The sequence below is a fragment of the Longicatena sp. 210702-DFI.1.196 genome, assembly GCF_020563125.1.
In the GTDB taxonomy this organism is placed as follows: Bacteria; Bacillota_I; Bacilli_A; order Erysipelotrichales; family Erysipelotrichaceae; genus Longicatena; species Longicatena caecimuris.
The window spans coordinates 13,967-32,758 of record NZ_JAJCPX010000023.1 but is presented as its reverse complement, the minus strand read 5'-3'; the positions used below and the strand labels follow the sequence as shown (position 1 = coordinate 32,758).

Genomic DNA, 18,792 nt, shown 5'->3' with positions numbered 1-18,792 from the left:
TACGAGAAAAAAGAAATCCATGAGGTATAGGAGTCTATCTGAATACCTGTCAGGATTTCTTTTTCTTTTATTCAATGCCAAGATAATTTGCGATATTGGCATCTTTATCAATAAATGGTTTGATTGTTTTTGTCTTGCTGGAAAGAATCACCGTTAAGCCCGGGCCATGTCCACTGGTAAAGGAATCGGAATGAACAACAACACCAATGGTGATGGCACCTTCCAGATAATGAGGTCCGTGATGATTATCATGATCTAAAACAGCAACGATATCGCCAAAACGCAAGTCATTGATGTGATAGGTTTCGTTGGCTTTTTTATCCTGTGTCATGATGTCATAATCCCCTAACATGGTTGTCGCACTGCCTAAGCCACTTCCCATCAAATGCGCAGGAACAATGGTTGTAACACCGATTTCTATGCTATCTTCATGTTCTTTGATGTTTAACTTTTCCAATAAAGAAGGATCAATATTCATCACATGAATTTCCTCATGATCTAACAGCTTTAACCCCTGTCCGCATGCTTTGATATGCACCTTATCCTCACAGGTCATTAAATCTAATGTTTCTTCATCAAAATAGACCATGACATGATCGATACCGCCATGCTTACCTGTAACATAGCCGATTCTACCTTTGGCATCTCCGCTGATGATACGAGCTTGATTACCGATACAGGCAAATGCCTGCAAAGCATTATTTTCTCTTTCCACCGGATTTTTTAAGCTTACACCTGGTTCTACATGATCGCCGGCAATACCCATACAGGAATCTTTGATTTTATAATTGTAAACGATGCCGCCGGTCGCCATCGGTATACGTCCAAAACCATCATAGCCGACACGGTAAGCATTTCCCGCCATGCTTGGATGGTCAACACTGCCTTGTACGCTCATAACGACAAGACGATCTTTATTCATTTTCATACTTCATACCTCCGCTGTACATCATTATAGCATTTTTAAACAAAATTTGAAAGTAAAATCTTTACAATTTGGTATAGCGTGTTTTATAAACAAAAACACAATAAAAATCTGATTATCCGCTAAAACGCAGTATCTATCAGCATTTTCAAGGAAACAAACACATCAATTTACTACTTATTTACTACTAACGAATGAGCCTTGATACGCAAGTTTTCCTAGATATGCAAAGATATGGTATAGTACATCAGTATTGAAACAAGAAAAAATTGAATATTTCATAGACTATGGAACGCCTAACATGACGTTCCTTTTCTATTTTCAGCCGTTCTTATTGGACGACTATTTTATTACTTCAAAAGAAAGGAGCATTAGATTTAATATTAAAACAAATTTTCGTTGAATAATCAAAAAAGAATGACTACTTATTTTTCTAGTGATATAATTGCTATATAGAAAAATGAAAGAATATCAACAGATTAAAAGAGTATGGAGGCAAAAATATGTATAAATTTGAAAATGCTAATGCTACAATAGAGTATTATATGCCGTCGTCAAATATTTGCTCTATTTATGAACTCGATGAAAATTTTGAAAAAAATTGCGTTATGGTATTAGGACAACTAAAATATTTATTCGGACAGCCTAGATATATTACTAATAATTTAGAAAATCAGTTTAGTTATATCATAAAGGCAATCGACGAAAATGGAGATTGTTTACTTTTAGAGGTGTATTGTGGTTCAAGTGGACCAGCAATCGGTGGATTACACGATAGTATCTCTCATTTAGCGGCTCAAGAATTAGCTATGTATATACGTCAATCTCCAACTGAAGATTATGATTACGAAGGATATTATTTAGATACTATGTCAAAAGTACATTATAGTGTGCAAAAGGGTGTACCTTCTTGGGAAGAAACTGAAATATCAACAAAGGAATTTGAAGATTTTACTGAAGAAATTATTTCTCTCTAAAAAAAGTTTATTTCTATTATTTATTATCTACCTCAAAAAATATTCAATCTGATAGCAGAAATAGAATGACGTAAGATAATGTAACTGATATAATTAGGAGGAAATAAAAATTACAAGAGGAGAATAATTTATGAATATTGCAATGATTTTAATAGGTAGTTTTCTTTTCCTTTCGTTTCCGTTTATAGTTTCTTCTAAAAGTAAAAAGTTAAAGCAAGAAAATACGGAAGAAGCAAAGAAAAAATTTAATCTATTCCTCATTTGTACAATACCAGTACCAATAATCGCTATTGTACTTATTTTACTTGGATTCAAGACTTTATAATCAAAATTGAATATTTCATAGACTATGGAACGCCTAACATGACGTTCCTTTTCTATTTCCAGCCGTTCTTATTGGACGGCTATTTTATTACCCAAAATGAAAGGAGCATTAGATTTATGAAAAAGATGTTAAAACGATTGTGTACGGGCTTCTTAGCTCTTGCAACTGTCGTTACTGCTTTACCGACTACACCCGTCCATGCAGAAAGCAAGCAATACTGGACGGAAAGTGCGGAGCGTGTCGGTATCATTGAAAAAGTAATGAATGACGGTTCTATTGGTTCGACATTCAATGAGGGCTATATGAAAGTCGAGGGCGAAACTGCCTATTGTATTGACATCAATACAGATTTTAAGAATGGATACAAGACCAGAGCTGACGCAAGCTCACGTATGAGTGCCGACCAGATTTCAGATGTGGCGTTATCCTTAGAGTATGTCAAACAGTATGGCGAAGCTCACAAGGAACTAAACTACAAGCAAGTCTATCTGTTGGAACAATGTGTAGTCTGGCAGAGATTGAGCGTACATCTTGGCTGGCAATGTGATAACGTGCGAGCTTCTTATGATGAAATTCCAAAGGCAACACAGGACGAAGTTTTCTCTGGTGCGAAAGCCTTTGTCAAAGAAAATAAAGGACGCTATGAATGTGGCGGTTATATCTACTCTGGCGAGGGGCAGGAATTGGGACAATTCTGGGCGAAGCTGAATGTCGGAAATGCGAAACTGCAAAAGGTTTCCAGTAATACCAGCATTACAGACGGTAACGGGAATTACTCAATCGCTGGTGCAACTTACGGTGTCTTTGCTGATAAAGACTGCACAAAACAGCTTGCCACCCTTACGACTGATGAAAACGGAAATACAGATATTGTAGAGGTAAAGGCTGGCACAGTTTATATCAAGGAATTATCCGCACCAGCAGGATATAAAGTAGATAAAACTGTATATTCCTTAAAGGTTGAAGCTGGAAAAACAGCGACTTTGAACGTATCAGATACGCCGAAAGTAACGGACACTTTGATTGAGCTTTTCAAGATTGATATGGAAACACAGAAAGACAATCCGCAAGGGAACGCTTCTCTAGCAGGTGCAGAATTTACATGGAAGTATTATGCTGGCTTCTATAATAAAGACAATCTCCCTGCCGAAGCTACTCGTACATGGGTTACAAAGACAATCGCTGAAACAGACAGCAATGGGACAACCCACTACATCACAAAATTAGCGGACGCATACAAGGTATCTGGCGACAGCTTCTATATGCAGGACGGCAAGGCGGTTCTTCCACTTGGAACGCTAACCGTAGAAGAAACAAAAGCTCCAAACGGCTACTTGTTAAAGGGTGCATATATGCAGGCTGGCGATAAGTCCGAACAGATAAAAGGCTTATACCTTACACAGATTACCGAGGACGGCGACCTTGCCGTATTATCTGGAAGTAACCAGTTTTCCGTATCTGACAAGGTTATCCGTGGCGGTGTCAAAATTCAGAAACGAGATTTAGAAACGAGCGATACAAAGCCACAAGGAAGTGCCACTTTGAAAGATACAGCCTTTGACATCATCTCCTTAAATGATAATTCTGTTTTGGTTGAGGGCAAGTTATACAAGAAAAATGAAGTGGTAAAGACAATTCGTACAGATATTGAGGGTGTCGCTTCTACTTCTTCTGACCTCTTACCTTATGGAAAATTCCGTATCGTTGAGAGTGAAGCTCCCGACGGTTACTTAACTGACGGTGCAAAGCCGATTGATTTTGCAATCACAGAAAACGGAAAAATCGTGGACTTAACCGACGAAGCACATTCTATCTACAATCAGATTAAGCGTGGAGATATTGAGGGCGTAAAAATCGGAGCAGGCACACACAAGCGTCTTGCTGATGTTCCCTTTAGGATCACAAGCAAGACGACGGGCGAAAATCATGTAGTGGTAACTGATGATAACGGGCAATTCTCCACTTCTTCTGACTGGGCGTCACATAAGCACAATACCAACGCAGGCAAGACCAGCGAGGACGGTGTATGGTTTGGAACTTCTGAACCAGACGACAGCAAGGGTGCGTTGCCTTATGATACCTACATCATTGAAGAAATGCGTTGTGATAGTAACAAAGGCTTTGAACTTATCCCACCTTTTGAAATTGTGGTATCAAGAAATAACCTTGTGATTGATTTAGGAACGCTGACTGATGAATACGAAAAAGAAATTTCTATCCATACCACAGCGACCAGCAAAGACGGCGAAAAGACAATCCTTGCAGGAAAAGAGGTTACAATCGTTGATACTGTCAAATTGGACGGACTTACAAAAGGCACAAAGTATCAGCTCAAAGGCTGGCAGATGTTAAAAGAAGAAAATGCCGAGCTTATCATTGACGGAAAACGTGTAGAAAACGATTATACCTTTTTCGCTGATGAGGAAGAAATGAAAGTGGAAATTTCCTATACGTTCAATGCGTCTGCTTTAGGTGGCAAGAACCTTGTTACCTTTGAAGAATTGTATGATTTCAGCAATCCAGACGAACCCGTGAAAGTTGCGGAGCATAAAGACATTGAGGACGACGGGCAAACGGTACTTATTACAGAACGTATCATCAAAATTCATACGACTGCTACGGATAAGGACGGCAACAAAGAGCTTGAAGCTGGAAAAGAGGTAACAATCATTGATACCGTAACCTTAGAGGGCTTAGAAGTCGGTACACAGTACAAACTTGTGGGCTGGCAGATGTTGAAAGAAGAAAATGCAGAACTTCTTATCAATGGAAAGCGTGTGGAAAGTGATTATACCTTTACCGCTGACAGCGAAACTATGAAAGCGGAAGTTGCCTTTACCTTTGACGCTACTTCTCTTGACGGCAAACAGCTTGTAACTTTTGAAGAATTGTACGATTTGAGCAATCCAGACGAACCGAAGAAAGTTACCGAGCATAAAGACATTGAGGATAAGGGACAGACGATTACCTTTAAGGAAAAGCCAGAAGAACCAGAAAAACCCGAAACACCACCGACACCGGAAAAGCCTAGCAGACCTAGCGACAGTCCCAAAACGGGCGACAGTACAAATGTAATGGCATTTGTCGTGATGTTGCTTGCGTCTGCTGGTGGACTGGCTGGAACATATCTTTACAAACGCCGTAAAATGAAGAAATCATAAGGCGGTAACGGTATGATGAAAGAAAAATCACGTTCTCCGCCGAAGCTGTCAAACGGCAGACTTCCGCTTATTCTGGCTTGTCTGCCTACAACCTGCAAGAACACGGATAGTCAAGGGTGCGTAAGCATTGATTTTACCCTTTACTATCTGGGGGATTGCTGGTACTTCCAAAACCGCCAGAATAAGAAATCACAATCAAAAAACTTATCAAATATAGAAAGAAACGAGGTAAAACAATATGGAAATGAAATATGTCGTGCCAGATATGGCACAGTCTTTTGGAACTCTTGAATTTGCAGGCGAAAGCGAGCCAGTCTTTGAAAGAGATAAAAATAACCGCAGGGTCTTAGCCAGACGAAGCTATAACCTTTATTCTGACGTACAGAAAGGCGAAAATGTTGTGGTGGAAATTCCCGTGCAGGCTGGCGAAAAGAAGTTCAAGTATGAGCAGAAAGTAAAACTTGTCAATCCGAAGTTATACGGCAGAGGTTACGCAATCGGAGATATGGGACATACCGATTATGTGTTAGTTGCTGATGATATTGTAGCAGTTGAAGAAAAGTAAAGGAGTGAAGAATTTATGAGATTATCAAACGGGTTTGTTATTGACAGAGAGAAAACATTTGGAGAATTAAAATTTACAGCGGTGCGTGATGTGTTCTTACAGAATGAGGACGGGACACCGAGTACCCAGCTTAAAAAACGTATCTATGATTTGAAGTGCAGTCTGCATGGTGGAATTATCCCCGTGTCTGTACCGCCAGAAGTACCGTTAAGGGAATTTCCGTACAATGCAGTCGTGGAACTTGTCAATCCCGTAGCCGATACTGTATCAAGAAAGACCTATACGGGTGCAGATGTGGACTGGTATGTAAAGGCAGAGGATATTGTGTTGAAGAATAAAGGTAATCAGAACGCAGGCAATCCACAGAACCCTACACCACAGGGACAGCCGAAGAAATAGGATTGTTGGATAGATTTTCGTTGTAGCGGATATATAAAACTGTTATAATATGGGTATGAAAAATTTAATTATAAGGAGTGCTGTTTATGATAAGAGCTATTATATTTGCTGTATTCGTTGTCCCTATTATATCTCTCGTATTAGATAAGACACAAAAAGCAACTAAAAAAGAAAAATTCACAAATACTGTTTTTGTATCACACGCCTATCAAACAGTATGTCATATTTGTTCATTGATAATGGTAGGAATTGCAATAGCTTTAGGATTGTTCATGGGATTTGATAATACGGTGGGACACTCTGTTGTTTTTGCTATTTTTGTTCTATTGATTGAATTTTGTGCGTGGGCATTAAAAAGACATAAGGTAGTAATTGACGGAAATAATTTGCGTATTACTCCTGCTGTTGGAAGAACAAGAGAAATTTCATTTAATGATATTTCCCGTTGCACAGAAAAAGAGCAAATAGGATTGAAAATATTTGTAGGAAACAAAAAAATTTGTACAGTTTCTTGCGACTGTGTTGGATATAAAGAATTTCTTGAAATGTTAAAAGAGAAAAATTTACTCTAATACGTTTCGCTCAAATAAACAGTTATATTATTTTAGCAGTTAGTCTTAGGATTGACTGCTTTTTTCATACCCAGAAAGGAGTGAACGATTTATGCGTAAGATTTGGAACAAAGGACACCGTATCAGAGCCAGCGACAAGCACCTTGTTTACCACTTTTCCATAGGGACGCTTCTGTTTGTATTTGTGGCGGTTCTTTTGCTACTGAATATCAAACAGCTCATGCGTACCGATTGGGAGCATTTCAGCTTGTTAGAAAACGGCTTGATACTCTCCCCTTACAACTTCATAACCATACTGATAGCGACTGGTGTTTGTGCATTGGTCGCTTTTCTGTATTACCGCTTCTGTTACGACAGTTTCAAGAAGCTCCTGCACCGTCAAAAGCTGGCAAGAATGATACTGGAAAATAAGTGGTATGAAGCCGATACCGTACAAGACAGCGGTTTTTTTACTGACCTGCAAAGCAGATCAAGGGAAAAAATTGTCTGGTTTCCAAAGATTTATTATCAAATGGAAAAGGGATTGCTTCATATCCGCTGTGAAATCACATTAGGAAAATATCAAGACCAGCTTTTACGGTTAGAGGATAAATTAGAAAGTGGCTTATATTGTGAGCTGACCGACAAGACCTTACATGACGGTTATATCGAATATACCCTGCTTTATGATATGATAGCGAACCGCATTACCATTGATGAAGTACGGGCAGAAAACGGCAGTCTGAAACTGATGAACAATCTTGTCTGGGAATATGACGCACTCCCTCACGCTCTGATTGCTGGTGGAACTGGTGGCGGTAAAACGTATTTTCTTCTGACGCTCATTGAAGCCTTACTGCATACCAACGCTGTCCTTTATATCTTAGACCCGAAGAACGCTGACCTTGCAGACTTAGGGACTGTTATGGGAAATGTGTATCACACCAAAGAAGAAATGATAGATTGCGTCAATGCCTTTTATGAGGGCATGGTACAGCGAAGTGAGGAAATGAAGCGACACCCAAACTATAAGACGGGCGAAAACTACGCCTATCTGGGACTGCCACCCTGCTTTCTTATCTTTGATGAATATGTAGCATTTTTTGAAATGCTTGGGACGAAAGAAAGCGTGGGCTTACTTAGCCAGTTAAAGAAAATCGTTATGTTGGGACGACAAGCAGGATATTTCCTTATCGTTGCCTGCCAGCGTCCAGACGCAAAGTATTTCTCGGACGGTATCAGAGATAATTTCAATTTCCGTGTGGGATTGGGGCGTATCAGCGAATTAGGTTATGGTATGCTGTTCGGTTCAGATGTGAAAAAGCAGTTTTTCCAGAAGCGTATCAAGGGGCGTGGCTATTGTGATGTGGGAACAAGCGTTATCAGTGAGTTTTACACGCCTTTAGTCCCGAAAGGACATGACTTTTTACAAACAATCGGCAGGCTTGCACAAGAAAGACAAGTCATGCCAGAACAACAAGGAAAGGAGAACTAACTCATGGAAATAAAAGAAATCAATAAAATAATACAATCAGATGATAAAGACGAGAAAGCTAAGAGCGTAAAATGTATCTGTATCAATTATGGAGATTTTCTAGCCGATTGCGAGGGATTTGTGCAGAAACGTTATCACGATTTTAAATGTAATCCAAAACATCAGTTTGAGAAAAAAGCTGATACTATTCTTGAAAATGCAATTCACGAAAAAAACTTCATGCCCGATTTGTTCTTGATACGCTTAAATAGAAAACAGTCGGCTTGCAACAGCCAGATTGATTTTGTTTTTGAATTGCTTGATAAGTCTTTTCTGGAAACAGACCCTATCCGTAAAAGTGAAATATCAGAAGAAACATTAAATTTATGTTTATCCGCTGATGTTTCATTCATCATGGTTTACATTGGTATGAACAGGTAGGATAAGTTCTGCCTGCACAACGGCAGGAACGGTCGGCGGAGCAAATACGACCGTGGAAGCCGTTTTGCAGAGCAGGGCTTGTCCCTGCTCTGCTGATGAACCCCTCGGTATCTAACAGAGGGGTACGTTTGCAAATAGACAATAGACAAAAAACATAGGAAACATAAGGCTTCTGGCATGATTTCCTAGTAAAATTCAGTTGTGAAGTCGCCTTAAAAAACTTCACACTTTACAGATTGGGGGTATGGTTCTGAATGAAGAACAATGGATAAAAGAATTACGGGAGAAACGGATTGCTTACGGTATCTCACAAAGCAGGCTGGCGGTGGCTTCTGGTATTACAAGAGAATATCTCAACAAGATAGAAAGCGGAAAAATGAAGCCGTCAAAGGAACTTCTGGAAACTCTGCATAAGGAACTGGCAAGGTTCAATCCAGAAGCACCGCTTACCATGCTGTTTGATTATGTGAAAATTCGTTTTCCCACGCTGGATATACAGCACATCATCAAAGATATATTAAAACTGAATATCCATTATATGCTCCATGAAGATTACGGACATTACAGTTATACGGAGCATTATTCTTTAGGGGACATCTTTATCTATACGTCGGCTGACGAAGAAAAAGGTGTCCTTTTAGAGTTAAAGGGGCGTGGTTGCAGGCAGTTTGAAAGTTACCTGCTGGCACAGCAAAGAAGCTGGTATGACTTTCTTATGGACGCACTTATAGACGGTGGCGTGATGAAGCGTATCGACCTTGCTATCAACGACCATACGGGCATTTTGGATACTCCAGAGCTTGCGGAAAAATGCAGGAAACGGGAATATATCGGAAAGTCCAGAAGTTATAAGTTTTACCAGTCGGGCGAGCTTATCAAGCATAGAGAGGACGACAGAGAATATATGGGACGCACCCTTTATCTTGGTTCGCTGAAATCAGATGTGTATTTTTGTATCTATGAAAAGGACTATGAGCAGTACGTCAAGTTAGGGACACCGCTTGAAGAAGCCGACATTATCAACCGTTTTGAGATACGGCTTAGAAATGAACGTGCCTATTATGCAGTACGAGATTTGCTGACCTATTATGACGCAGAGCAGACCGCCTTTTCTATCATCAACCAGTATGTACGGTTTGTTGATGAAGAACCCGACAAGCGAAAAAATGAATGGAAACTCAATGACCGCTGGGCTTGGTTTATTGGCGATAACAGACAGAGCTTGAAGCTGACGACAAAGCCAGAGCCTTACACCTTAGACCGCACATTGCGTTGGGTACAAAGGCAGGTAGCACCAACCTTGAAAATGCTGAAAAAGATTGATAAAGGAAACGGTACAGACTACATGGAAACAATCGAACAGCAGGCAAAGCTCACAGAAAAGCATGAAATGATAATCAAACAGCAGACGACCCCTGCAAAAGATTTAGTAGAAAGTTAGGAGTGATAAAAAATGTGGGTATTATTAAAAGACTTCCTGCTGGTATCTATGGGAATGGGTATCGGCATAGTCTTGATGTGTATTTTGAATGTCGGCAAAGAAGCTGACTATAAAATGAAACAATTAGAAGAAAGCGAGGACAATTAAATGAATTTCGGACAAAATTTATATCAATGGTTTTTATCAAACGCACAGAGCTTAGTGCTTATGGCGATTGTGGTTATCGGTATCTACTTAGGGTTCAAGCGTGAGTTTTCCAAACTTATCGGCTTTTTGGTAGTTGCCTTGATTGCTGTCGGCTTGGTATTCAACGCTGGCGGTGTGAAAGATGTACTGTTAGAGCTGTTCAATAAGATTATCGGAGCATAAAATTTTATTGTGGTGCTGATATGAGAATGGTATAATATGGATATGAAGAAACGGACAAATAAGAAGTTGTGGAGATAAAGCGAATGGAATTTAGAAATTTATTGAATGTACAAAATCGTGATGAGTTACGGCAATGGCTTTTGGAAAATTATAATAAAGAACCTGAATGTTGGGTAGTTGTAAAGCGTGGGCGTCCTGTTGATGATGAAACATTTTGGTATATAGACGCAGTTGAAGAAGCAATGTGCTTTGGTTGGATTGACAGCACAACAAAGAAAATGGATAACGGAGTTACAGCACAAAGATTAGCTCCTCGAAGAAAGGGAAGTTTATGGTCTGAATTGAACAAAGAACGCTGTCGCAGAATGGAACGATTAGGACGAATGACAGACGCCGGTCGTGCTGTATTGCCGGATATGAGTGAGAAGGGATTTGTGATTGATAAAGATATTTTGAATGCACTTCAAGCGGACGCAGAGGTTTGGGCGAATTTTCAAAGTTTTCCGCCACTTTATCAGCGTGTGAGAATTGATACAATTCAAATTAAGAAAAAGCAGCCGGAATTGTTCCAGAGTCGCTTACAGAAGCTTTTAGATAACACAAAAGCGGGAGTTATGTATGGCGAATGGAATGATAATGGGCGACTGCTTACAGAATGACAGCTCTCAGTTTGTGTAACAGGAAAATTACAGTTTGACAATTTCATATCCATACACACAAAGCAGTTAGTCTTAGGATTGACTGCTTTTTTCTTACCAAAATTTCAGATTGGAGTGATGACATGAACGATATTTTTAAGGATATGCAGGCAAAAGTCGGCTGTGAATACATTTCCGACCTGCCCTCTTACAAGCGTAAGGTATGGCAGGAAATGAAACGACTGAACCCTGCCGACTATGAAGAAAGACAGTTAGAAGATTTTTCAAAGTATGTGTTTGGTATGTCGTACCAGACCATAAAAGATGTGATGAAACAACAGAAAGGACGTGAGGAACAATGCAGGAAACAAGGGTGCTGGTGGAAACGAGAGGAACAACTGGCGAAGAAACAATATCATACTGGTTTGACCTGCCGATAGATGTTGCAGAGTTTGAAGAAAAGTTAGGTGTCGGTGCAGAAAGTGGGGATTACCGCATTATCGAAAAGGTGTTGCCTTTTGCTGATGAAGTCCACGAACATACAAGCGTGTATCAGCTCAACGAATTAGATTTTATGTACCGCCAGCTTTCAAGTGATATGCAGGAAGAATATGTATCACTACTTACGGTGTATGAAAATTTAGAAGCACTTTATATTTGCAGAAATGTGATTACGGTTTATCCCGACTGCAAAAGCATGATAGATGTTGCAAGGCAAAAGCTGATGAACGACCCGACGTTCAAACATCTGTCCGAGGACTGTCAAGAATATTACTTTGATTTTGAAGCCTACGCTTCTCACTTGCAGGAACACGGGAAATTTTTAGTAACAGAACACGGTATCTTTGAACTGCCAGAGTAGGAAATGAGGTGGTGCTTATGATTGATGATATGGCGGTTTATATTGCTAATCTTGGTAAATACAATGAGGGTTATTTAGTCGGTGCTTGGTTCACGTTCCCCATTGACGAAGAAGATGTGAAAGAAAAAATCGGCTTGAATGAACAGTATGAGGAATACGCAATCCATGATACCGACAACTTCCCGATTGCGATTGGCGAGTATGTTTCCATTGAAGAACTCAATGAGATGTATGAAATGATAGAGGAACTTCCCGACTATATCGTAGAGTGTCTGGACGAATTTATCAGCCACTACGGGACGCTGGAAGAAGTCGTGGAACACAAGGACGATATTTATTATTATCCCGACTGTGAAACCATGACAGACGTTGCCTACTACTACATAGACGAATTGCAGGCACTTGGGGATATTCCACCCAGCTTACAGAACTACATTGACTATGAAGCCTACGGGCGAGATTTGGATATGGGCGGTTGCTTTATTGAAACAAGCCGAGGTATGTGCGAGATACCATACTAACGCTGGAAGATCAGCAACAAGCATTGTTGCTACTGACAGCGTATTTCTCTTTTAAGGGACAGTCTGAAAATGGCTGTCCTTTTCTATTTTGAAAGGAGCTGAAAGAACTTGAAAAAGATTAAATCTTATACAGGTATCTGGAACGTGGAAAAAGTCTTGTATGCAATCAATGACTTTAACTTACCCTTTCCCGTTACTTTTACACAGATTACATGGTTTGTGATTACGGAATTTATCATCATTCTGTTTGGGGATATTCCTCCACTTTCCATGATTGAGGGAGCATTTCTCAAATACTTCGGTATTCCTGTTGCTCTCACTTGGTTTATGTTGCAGAAAACCTTTGACGGAAAGAAGCCGTACAGCTTTTTGAAATCACAGATAACCTATGCCCTGCGACCTAAAATCACTTATGCAGGAAAAGCCGTAAAACTGCATAAGCAGACCTTGAATGAAACAATCACGGCAGTAAGGAGTGTGAACTATGTTCCCGATAAAATATATTGACAATAACCTTGTCTGGAACAAGGACAATGAGGTATTCGCCTACTATGAGCTGATACCGTATAACTATTCTTTCTTATCCGCAGAGCAGAAATTTATCGTGCATGACAGCTTTCGACAGCTAATCGCACAGTCCCGTGAGGGTAAAATTCATGCGTTGCAGATTGCCACAGAAAGCTCAATCCGCAGTATGCAGGAGCAGTCAAAGAAGCTGGTAACTGGAAAATTAAAGGAAGTTGCCTATCAGAAGATAGACGAACAGACCGAAGCGTTAGTATCTATGATTGGGGACAATCAAGTGGACTACCGCTTTTTTCTTGGCTTTAAGCTCATGGTTACGGAAGAACAGCTCAATCTGAAGAACATCAAAAAATCGGCGTGGCTGACGTTCACGGAATTTCTCCATGAAGTGAACCACACGCTGATGAATGACTTTGTTTCCATGCCGAATGATGAAATCAACCGTTACATGAAAATGGAAAAGTTACTGGAAAATAAAATCTCCCGTCGTTTTAAGGTGCGTCGCTTGGAAATCAACGATTTTGGGTATCTCATGGAACATCTTTACGGCAGGGACGGTATCGCCTATGAAGATTATGAATACCAGCTACCGAAGAAGAAATTACAGAAAGAAACGCTGATAAAATACTACGACCTTATCCGTCCGACAAGGTGTGTGATTGAGGAAAGTCAGCGGTATTTAAGATTGGAACATGAGGACAAGGAAAGTTATGTGTCCTATTTTACTGTCAATGCGATTGTCGGGGAGCTTGATTTTCCGTCAAGTGAAATCTTCTATTTCCAGCAACAGCAATTCACATTCCCCGTTGATACTTCTATGAATGTAGAAATCGTGGAGAACCGAAAAGCATTAACAACCGTCCGCAATAAGAAAAAGGAATTGAAAGACCTTGACAATCACGCTTATCAAGCAGGAAGTGAAACCAGCTCAAATGTGGTGGACGCATTAGACAGCGTGGACGAGCTGGAAACCGATTTAGACCAGAGCAAAGAAAGTATGTATAAGTTAAGCTACGTGATACGGGTGTCTGCACCCGATCTTGACGAGCTGAAACGCCGTTGTGATGAAGTCAAGGACTTTTACGATGACCTCAATGTAAAGCTGGTGCGTCCTGCTGGGGATATGCTGGGGCTTCATTCTGAATTTCTTCCTGCCAGCAAGCGATATATCAATGATTATGTGCAGTATGTAAAATCAGACTTCTTGGCAGGGCTTGGTTTTGGTGCGACACAGCAGTTAGGGGAAACTACGGGTATCTATATGGGCTATTCCGTTGATACGGGAAGAAATGTGTACCTGCAACCGTCCCTTGCCAGTCAAGGTGTGAAAGGTACAGTTACCAACGCCCTTGCTTCTGCTTTTGTCGGTTCGCTTGGCGGTGGAAAGTCGTTCTGCAACAATCTTCTTGTGTACTACTCTGTTCTCTTTGGCGGTCAAGCGGTTATCTTAGACCCAAAATCAGAGCGTGGCAACTGGAAAGAAACGCTCTCAGAGATAGCCCATGAAATCAATATCGTAAATCTTACCAGCGACAAAGACAATGCAGGACTTCTTGACCCATTCGTGATTATGAAGAATGTAAAAGACGCTGAAAGTCTGGCAATCGACATCTTGACATTTTTAACGGGTATTTCCTCTAGGGACGGCGAAAAATTCCCCGTGTTACGAAAAGCGGTTCGCTCCGTTACCCAGAGTGACAGTCGGGGCTTGCTCCATGTGATAGACGAGCTACGCCGTGAAGATACGCCCATATCAAGAAATATCGCAGACCATATCGACAGCTTCACGGACTACGACTTTGCACACCTGCTGTTTTCAGACGGTACGGTAGAAAATGCTATCAGTCTGGATAACCAGCTCAATATCATTCAAGTAGCTGACCTTGTACTGCCAGATAAGGACACGACCTTTGAGGAATACACGACCATTGAATTATTGTCGGTGTCTATGCTGATTGTGATTAGTACCTTTGCCCTTGATTTTATCCATTCGGACAGAAGTATTTTTAAGATTGTAGACCTTGACGAAGCGTGGGCGTTCTTAAACGTGGCACAAGGAGAAACCTTATCAAATAAGCTGGTGCGTGCTGGACGGGCTATGCAGGCAGGCGTTTATTTCGTTACGCAATCCTCTGGGGACGTGTCAAAAGAAAGTCTGAAAAACAATATCGGCTTGAAATTCGCATTTAGAAGTACGGACATCAACGAGATAAAACAGACCTTAGAATTTTTCGGTATCGACAAGGACGACGAAAACAACCAGAAACGGCTTCGTGATTTGGAGAACGGACAATGCTTATTGCAGGACTTATACGGGCGTGTCGGTGTGGTACAGATACACCCAGTCTTTGAAGAACTGCTACACGCCTTTGATACCAGACCGCCCGTACAAAGAAATGAGGTGGAGTGATGAAAGAAAGGATAAAAGGTGCGTTCACAAAAAAGAAGATTTTCCACGTTCTCAAAATGGCTCTGTTCGTGGTGGCACTCTCCCTTATCCTGCTTTCACTTCTGGGAACGGTGGCTCATGCGACGGGGCTTGTGGACGATACTATAAACGCAGAAAATCTTTATTCCAAATATCCCCTTTCCAACTACCAGCTTGATTTTTATGTGGATAATAGCTGGTCGTGGTTGCCGTGGAACTGGCTGGACGGGATTGGAAAATCGGTACAGTACGGGCTTTACTGCATTACCAATTTTGTCTGGACGATAAGCCTTTATTTAAGCAATGCAACGGGTTATGTGGTGCAGGAAGCCTATAAACTGGACTTCATCAACGATATGGCAGACAGTATCGGAAAGAGCATACAGACCCTTGCAGGTGTAACCGAGAACGGCTTTTCTTCCACGGGCTTTTATGTCGGTTTCCTGCTTCTCATTATCTTAGTGGTGGGAATGTATGTTGCTTATACGGGACTGATAAAACGGGAAACCAGCAAGTCACTTCACGCTGTTATCAATTTTCTTGTGGTGTTCGTGCTGTCAGCTTCTTTTATTGCCTATGCTCCCGACTACATCAAGAAGATAAATGAGTTTTCATCAGACATCAGTACCGCTTCACTTGACTTGGGAACAAAAATCATGCTCCCTAACTCTGACAGCGAGGGCAAGGACAGCGTAGACTTGATACGGGACAGCTTATTTTCTATTCAAGTGGAACAGCCGTGGCTACTTCTGCAATTCGGTAACAGCAACGCAGAAGAAATCGGGGCAGACCGTGTGGAAGCTCTTGTATCGGCAAGCCCAGAGGACGAGGACGGGAAAACCAGAGAGGAAGTCGTGAAAACAGAAATCGAGGACAATGACAACAACAATCTAACGATACCGCAAGTCGTGAACCGTTTAGGTATGGTGTTCTTCCTACTGTTCTTCAACTTAGGGATAACGATATTTGTATTTTTGCTTACGGGCATGATGTTATTTAGCCAGATACTTTTTATTATCTTTGCAATGTTTTTACCTATCAGCTTTCTACTTTCCATGATACCGAGTTATGAAAGCATGGCAAAGCAGGCAATCGTGAGGGTGTTTAATACCATAATGACACGGGCAGGAATAACGCTCATTGTAACGGTGGCGTTCAGCATTTCCAGTATGTTTTATAACATCTCCACGGACTATCCGTTTTTTATGGTAGCATTCTTGCAGATAGTATGTTTCGCTGGTATTTATATGAAGCTGGGCGATTTAATGAGTATGTTCTCTTTGAACGCTAACGACAGTCAAAGCATGGGACGCAGGATATTCCGCAGACCATATCTATACTTGGCACATAGGGCTAGGCGTATGGAAAGACGGCTTGCTGGTGCGGTTACTGCTGGCGGTGTCGCTGGTGCGGTGGCAGGTAGCACGATTTCAAACAGAAAACCGACAAGGAACACAGCTACAAAAGACAGTCGGGGTAATACATCTTCCAGCATGGGACAACGTGCAGGCTCAAAGGTGGGTGCTGTCTTAGATACAAAAAATAAAGTGAAAGACAAGGCAAATGCTGTCAAAGAAAATATCAAGGATATGCCGACACAGACCGCTTATGCGGTGTATTCCGCAAAGGAAAAGGCAAAGTCCAGCGTGTCCGACTTTAAGCGTGGCATGGTGCAGGAACAGCAGTCCAGACAGTCGGGACGCTTAGAAAAGCAGGAACAGCATAGACAGAATATCGCTGACAAGCGTATGGAGCTTCAAAAGGCACAAGAAGCAAGGCAGGCACAGCGAAAGACGGACGGATCAGCGACAATGGGAGCTACCCGTCCCCATGAGCGACCAGCCACAGCTTCAACCATTCCAAAGCCGAGCATGGAAAAAATGCAGGAAGTCAAACGTCCTGCCACAGCGACCACTTCAAAGATAAGTGAGCCAGTCAAGACAACTGTTATCAAAGAGCGTCCGTTATCTTCTGGTGCTTCTGATAAGAAAGCGACCCAGCCTACACAGCAAGTACATAGGCAGAATGTAGAAAAAGTGGTATCACAGGAAACACGACAGAATTACACGAAAGACCGCAGGACAAAGGTTCAACAGACGCAGAGTGTCCAGAAGAACCAGCAGACCACAGAGAAAACCCGTAACCTTGTAACGAAGAAAGGACAGAAGAAAAAATGAAACTGAAACATATCGCTATCATTGGCAGTCTGTTTCCTATCCTCTTTTCTCTGGTGCTTTTCTTTGGTGTCCTCATTAGTGCGGACAGCGACGACGAAAACAGCAACTTTTCTTCTGGCATTACGGGTATGAATTTATCCGCAGAGGTTTTGAAACATCAACCTATGGTAGAAAAATACGCCAGAGAAAACGGTATCTCCGAGTATGTCCATGTGCTACTGGCTATCATTCAAGTAGAAAGTGGCGGTACGGCAGAAGATGTTATGCAGAGTTCAGAAAGTCTTGGTTTACCGCCTAATTCCTTAGATACAGAAAGCTCAATCAAGCAGGGGTGTAAGTATTTTGCGTCCCTGCTTTCTTCCTGCAAAAATCAAGGTATCGACGATTTGAATGTAGCGATACAGTCCTATAACTATGGCGGTGGCTATGTAGGATATGTGGCAGGAAAAGGAAAGAAACATACCTACAATCTTGCAGAGAGCTTCGCCCGTGAGAAATCGGGTGGAAAGAAAGTAACCTACACCAACCCGATAGCCGTTGCGAAGAACGGGGGTTGGCGGTATCAGTATGGCAATCAATTTTACGTCGAATTAGTCAATCAGTATTTAACTGTTCCGCAGGTATCGGGAGAACTGGCACAAAAGGTAATGAATGAAGCATTGAAGTATCAAGGCTGGAAATATGTGTATGGCGGTTCTTCTCCTACGACTTCCTTTGACTGTTCGGGACTGACGCAATGGTGCTATGAAAAAGCTGGTATCTCCTTGCCGAGAACGGCACAAGCACAGTATGACGCTACCCAACATCTGCCACTCTCGCAGGCAAAGGCTGGGGACTTGGTGTTTTTCCATTCCACCTATAACGCTGGTACTTATGTAACGCACGTTGCAATTTATGTAGGAAATAACCAGATGTACCATGCAGGCGACCCGATAGGATATGCAGACCTAAGCAGTAGTTACTGGCAACAGCACTTAATCGGTGCAGGACGAGTAAAACAATAGAAAGGACTT

General features: G+C 41.4%; 20 protein-coding genes and 1 pseudogene. 20 read left to right on the top strand and 1 reads right to left on the bottom strand.

Annotated elements, in window-relative coordinates; all coding sequences use genetic code 11:
• Positions 1–67: 67 nt before the first annotated feature.
• Positions 68–928, bottom strand: a complete 861-nt coding sequence (locus tag LI241_RS10400) for a DUF4438 domain-containing protein (RefSeq protein WP_008689274.1) — start codon at positions 926–928, stop codon at positions 68–70.
• A 500-nt stretch (positions 929–1,428) separates the two neighbouring features.
• On the opposite strand from LI241_RS10400, the gene LI241_RS10395 reads away from it, so the two are divergent.
• The 20 genes and pseudogenes from LI241_RS10395 (at position 1,429) to LI241_RS10295 (ending at position 18,783) form a co-directional block, all read left to right on the top strand.
• Positions 1,429–1,902, top strand: coding sequence for a hypothetical protein (locus LI241_RS10395; protein WP_227160438.1), 474 nt, complete (start codon positions 1,429–1,431; stop codon positions 1,900–1,902).
• A gap of 130 nt (positions 1,903–2,032) precedes the next feature.
• Positions 2,033–2,227: a hypothetical protein gene (locus tag LI241_RS10390; RefSeq protein WP_227160439.1), complete on the top strand. Its 195-nt coding sequence runs from the start codon at positions 2,033–2,035 to the stop codon at positions 2,225–2,227.
• Between the two features lie 116 nt (positions 2,228–2,343).
• Positions 2,344–5,388, top strand: a complete 3,045-nt coding sequence (locus LI241_RS10385; RefSeq protein ID WP_227160440.1) for an SrtB-anchored collagen-binding adhesin — start codon at positions 2,344–2,346, stop codon at positions 5,386–5,388.
• A gap of 12 nt (positions 5,389–5,400) precedes the next feature.
• Entirely contained in the window at positions 5,401–5,679 is a 279-nt protein-coding gene (locus tag LI241_RS10380; protein WP_227160441.1) for a hypothetical protein, read from the top strand.
• The gene (locus tag LI241_RS10375) at positions 5,627–5,953 is read left to right on the top strand and encodes a YdcP family protein (RefSeq protein WP_005339720.1); all 327 of its coding nucleotides are present in this window, start codon (positions 5,627–5,629) and stop codon (positions 5,951–5,953) included. Before LI241_RS10380 ends, LI241_RS10375 begins: the two co-directional genes overlap by 53 nt.
• Before the next feature lie 15 nt (positions 5,954–5,968).
• Positions 5,969–6,352, top strand: a complete 384-nt coding sequence (locus tag LI241_RS10370; RefSeq protein WP_009290092.1) for a YdcP family protein — start codon at positions 5,969–5,971, stop codon at positions 6,350–6,352.
• A gap of 86 nt (positions 6,353–6,438) precedes the next feature.
• Entirely contained in the window at positions 6,439–6,924 is a 486-nt protein-coding gene (locus LI241_RS10365) for a DUF6560 family protein (protein ID WP_004843350.1), read from the top strand.
• 91 nt (positions 6,925–7,015) lie between these two features.
• Complete coding sequence (locus tag LI241_RS10360; RefSeq protein WP_009290090.1) at positions 7,016–8,398, top strand: FtsK/SpoIIIE domain-containing protein; 1,383 nt, start codon at positions 7,016–7,018, stop codon at positions 8,396–8,398.
• Between the two features lie 3 nt (positions 8,399–8,401).
• A complete protein-coding gene (locus LI241_RS10355) occupies positions 8,402–8,818 on the top strand; it encodes a hypothetical protein (protein ID WP_009290089.1) in 417 nt (138 codons plus the stop codon).
• A 244-nt stretch (positions 8,819–9,062) separates the two neighbouring features.
• The gene (gene mobT / locus LI241_RS10350; protein ID WP_227161072.1) at positions 9,063–10,259 is read left to right on the top strand and encodes a MobT family relaxase; all 1,197 of its coding nucleotides are present in this window, start codon (positions 9,063–9,065) and stop codon (positions 10,257–10,259) included.
• 33 nt (positions 10,260–10,292) lie between these two features.
• A pseudogene (locus LI241_RS10340) lies at positions 10,293–10,406 on the top strand (DUF3789 domain-containing protein); the annotation flags it as partial.
• A complete protein-coding gene (locus LI241_RS10335) occupies positions 10,407–10,628 on the top strand; it encodes a hypothetical protein (protein ID WP_002323342.1) in 222 nt (73 codons plus the stop codon). It abuts the pseudogene before it with no gap.
• 83 nt (positions 10,629–10,711) lie between these two features.
• The gene (locus LI241_RS10330) at positions 10,712–11,287 is read left to right on the top strand and encodes a YdeI family protein (protein ID WP_009269100.1); all 576 of its coding nucleotides are present in this window, start codon (positions 10,712–10,714) and stop codon (positions 11,285–11,287) included.
• Positions 11,288–11,409: 122 nt separating this feature from the next.
• Positions 11,410–11,706, top strand: a complete 297-nt coding sequence (locus LI241_RS10325; protein WP_009290087.1) for a hypothetical protein — start codon at positions 11,410–11,412, stop codon at positions 11,704–11,706.
• A complete protein-coding gene (locus LI241_RS10320) occupies positions 11,625–12,128 on the top strand; it encodes an antirestriction protein ArdA (protein WP_044911833.1) in 504 nt (167 codons plus the stop codon). Before LI241_RS10325 ends, LI241_RS10320 begins: the two co-directional genes overlap by 82 nt.
• A 17-nt stretch (positions 12,129–12,145) precedes the next feature.
• Positions 12,146–12,649, top strand: a complete 504-nt coding sequence (locus tag LI241_RS10315; RefSeq protein WP_002323345.1) for an antirestriction protein ArdA — start codon at positions 12,146–12,148, stop codon at positions 12,647–12,649.
• 108 nt (positions 12,650–12,757) lie between these two features.
• Positions 12,758–13,156, top strand: coding sequence for a conjugal transfer protein (locus tag LI241_RS10310; RefSeq protein WP_227160442.1), 399 nt, complete (start codon positions 12,758–12,760; stop codon positions 13,154–13,156).
• A complete protein-coding gene (locus tag LI241_RS10305) occupies positions 13,134–15,584 on the top strand; it encodes an ATP-binding protein (protein ID WP_227160443.1) in 2,451 nt (816 codons plus the stop codon). Before LI241_RS10310 ends, LI241_RS10305 begins: the two co-directional genes overlap by 23 nt.
• Entirely contained in the window at positions 15,584–17,779 is a 2,196-nt protein-coding gene (locus LI241_RS10300) for a CD3337/EF1877 family mobilome membrane protein (protein WP_227160444.1), read from the top strand. The genes LI241_RS10305 and LI241_RS10300 overlap by 1 nt, the downstream gene beginning before the upstream one ends.
• A complete protein-coding gene (locus LI241_RS10295; RefSeq protein WP_227160445.1) occupies positions 17,776–18,783 on the top strand; it encodes a bifunctional lysozyme/C40 family peptidase in 1,008 nt (335 codons plus the stop codon). Before LI241_RS10300 ends, LI241_RS10295 begins: the two co-directional genes overlap by 4 nt.
• Positions 18,784–18,792 lie beyond the last annotated feature (9 nt).

What these genes read in the sequence shown, in the direction of transcription:
- LI241_RS10315 (WP_002323345.1), top strand. Translation starts at nt 12,146, where the DNA reads ATGATTGATGATATGGCGGTTTATATTGCTAATCTTGGTAAATACAAT.
- LI241_RS10390 (WP_227160439.1), top strand. Translation starts at nt 2,033, where the DNA reads ATGAATATTGCAATGATTTTAATAGGTAGTTTTCTTTTCCTTTCGTTT.
- LI241_RS10300 (WP_227160444.1), top strand. Translation starts at nt 15,584, where the DNA reads ATGAAAGAAAGGATAAAAGGTGCGTTCACAAAAAAGAAGATTTTCCAC.
- LI241_RS10335 (WP_002323342.1), top strand. Translation starts at nt 10,407, where the DNA reads ATGAATTTCGGACAAAATTTATATCAATGGTTTTTATCAAACGCACAG.
- LI241_RS10305 (WP_227160443.1), top strand. Translation starts at nt 13,134, where the DNA reads ATGTTCCCGATAAAATATATTGACAATAACCTTGTCTGGAACAAGGAC.
- LI241_RS10400 (WP_008689274.1), bottom strand. Translation starts at nt 928, where the DNA reads ATGAAAATGAATAAAGATCGTCTTGTCGTTATGAGCGTACAAGGCAGT.
- LI241_RS10375 (WP_005339720.1), top strand. Translation starts at nt 5,627, where the DNA reads ATGGAAATGAAATATGTCGTGCCAGATATGGCACAGTCTTTTGGAACT.
- LI241_RS10385 (WP_227160440.1), top strand. Translation starts at nt 2,344, where the DNA reads ATGAAAAAGATGTTAAAACGATTGTGTACGGGCTTCTTAGCTCTTGCA.
- LI241_RS10325 (WP_009290087.1), top strand. Translation starts at nt 11,410, where the DNA reads ATGAACGATATTTTTAAGGATATGCAGGCAAAAGTCGGCTGTGAATAC.
- LI241_RS10320 (WP_044911833.1), top strand. Translation starts at nt 11,625, where the DNA reads ATGCAGGAAACAAGGGTGCTGGTGGAAACGAGAGGAACAACTGGCGAA.
- LI241_RS10330 (WP_009269100.1), top strand. Translation starts at nt 10,712, where the DNA reads ATGGAATTTAGAAATTTATTGAATGTACAAAATCGTGATGAGTTACGG.
- LI241_RS10355 (WP_009290089.1), top strand. Translation starts at nt 8,402, where the DNA reads ATGGAAATAAAAGAAATCAATAAAATAATACAATCAGATGATAAAGAC.
- mobT (WP_227161072.1), top strand. Translation starts at nt 9,063, where the DNA reads ATGGTTCTGAATGAAGAACAATGGATAAAAGAATTACGGGAGAAACGG.
- LI241_RS10370 (WP_009290092.1), top strand. Translation starts at nt 5,969, where the DNA reads ATGAGATTATCAAACGGGTTTGTTATTGACAGAGAGAAAACATTTGGA.
- LI241_RS10360 (WP_009290090.1), top strand. Translation starts at nt 7,016, where the DNA reads ATGCGTAAGATTTGGAACAAAGGACACCGTATCAGAGCCAGCGACAAG.
- LI241_RS10395 (WP_227160438.1), top strand. Translation starts at nt 1,429, where the DNA reads ATGTATAAATTTGAAAATGCTAATGCTACAATAGAGTATTATATGCCG.
- LI241_RS10365 (WP_004843350.1), top strand. Translation starts at nt 6,439, where the DNA reads ATGATAAGAGCTATTATATTTGCTGTATTCGTTGTCCCTATTATATCT.
- LI241_RS10380 (WP_227160441.1), top strand. Translation starts at nt 5,401, where the DNA reads ATGATGAAAGAAAAATCACGTTCTCCGCCGAAGCTGTCAAACGGCAGA.
- LI241_RS10295 (WP_227160445.1), top strand. Translation starts at nt 17,776, where the DNA reads ATGAAACTGAAACATATCGCTATCATTGGCAGTCTGTTTCCTATCCTC.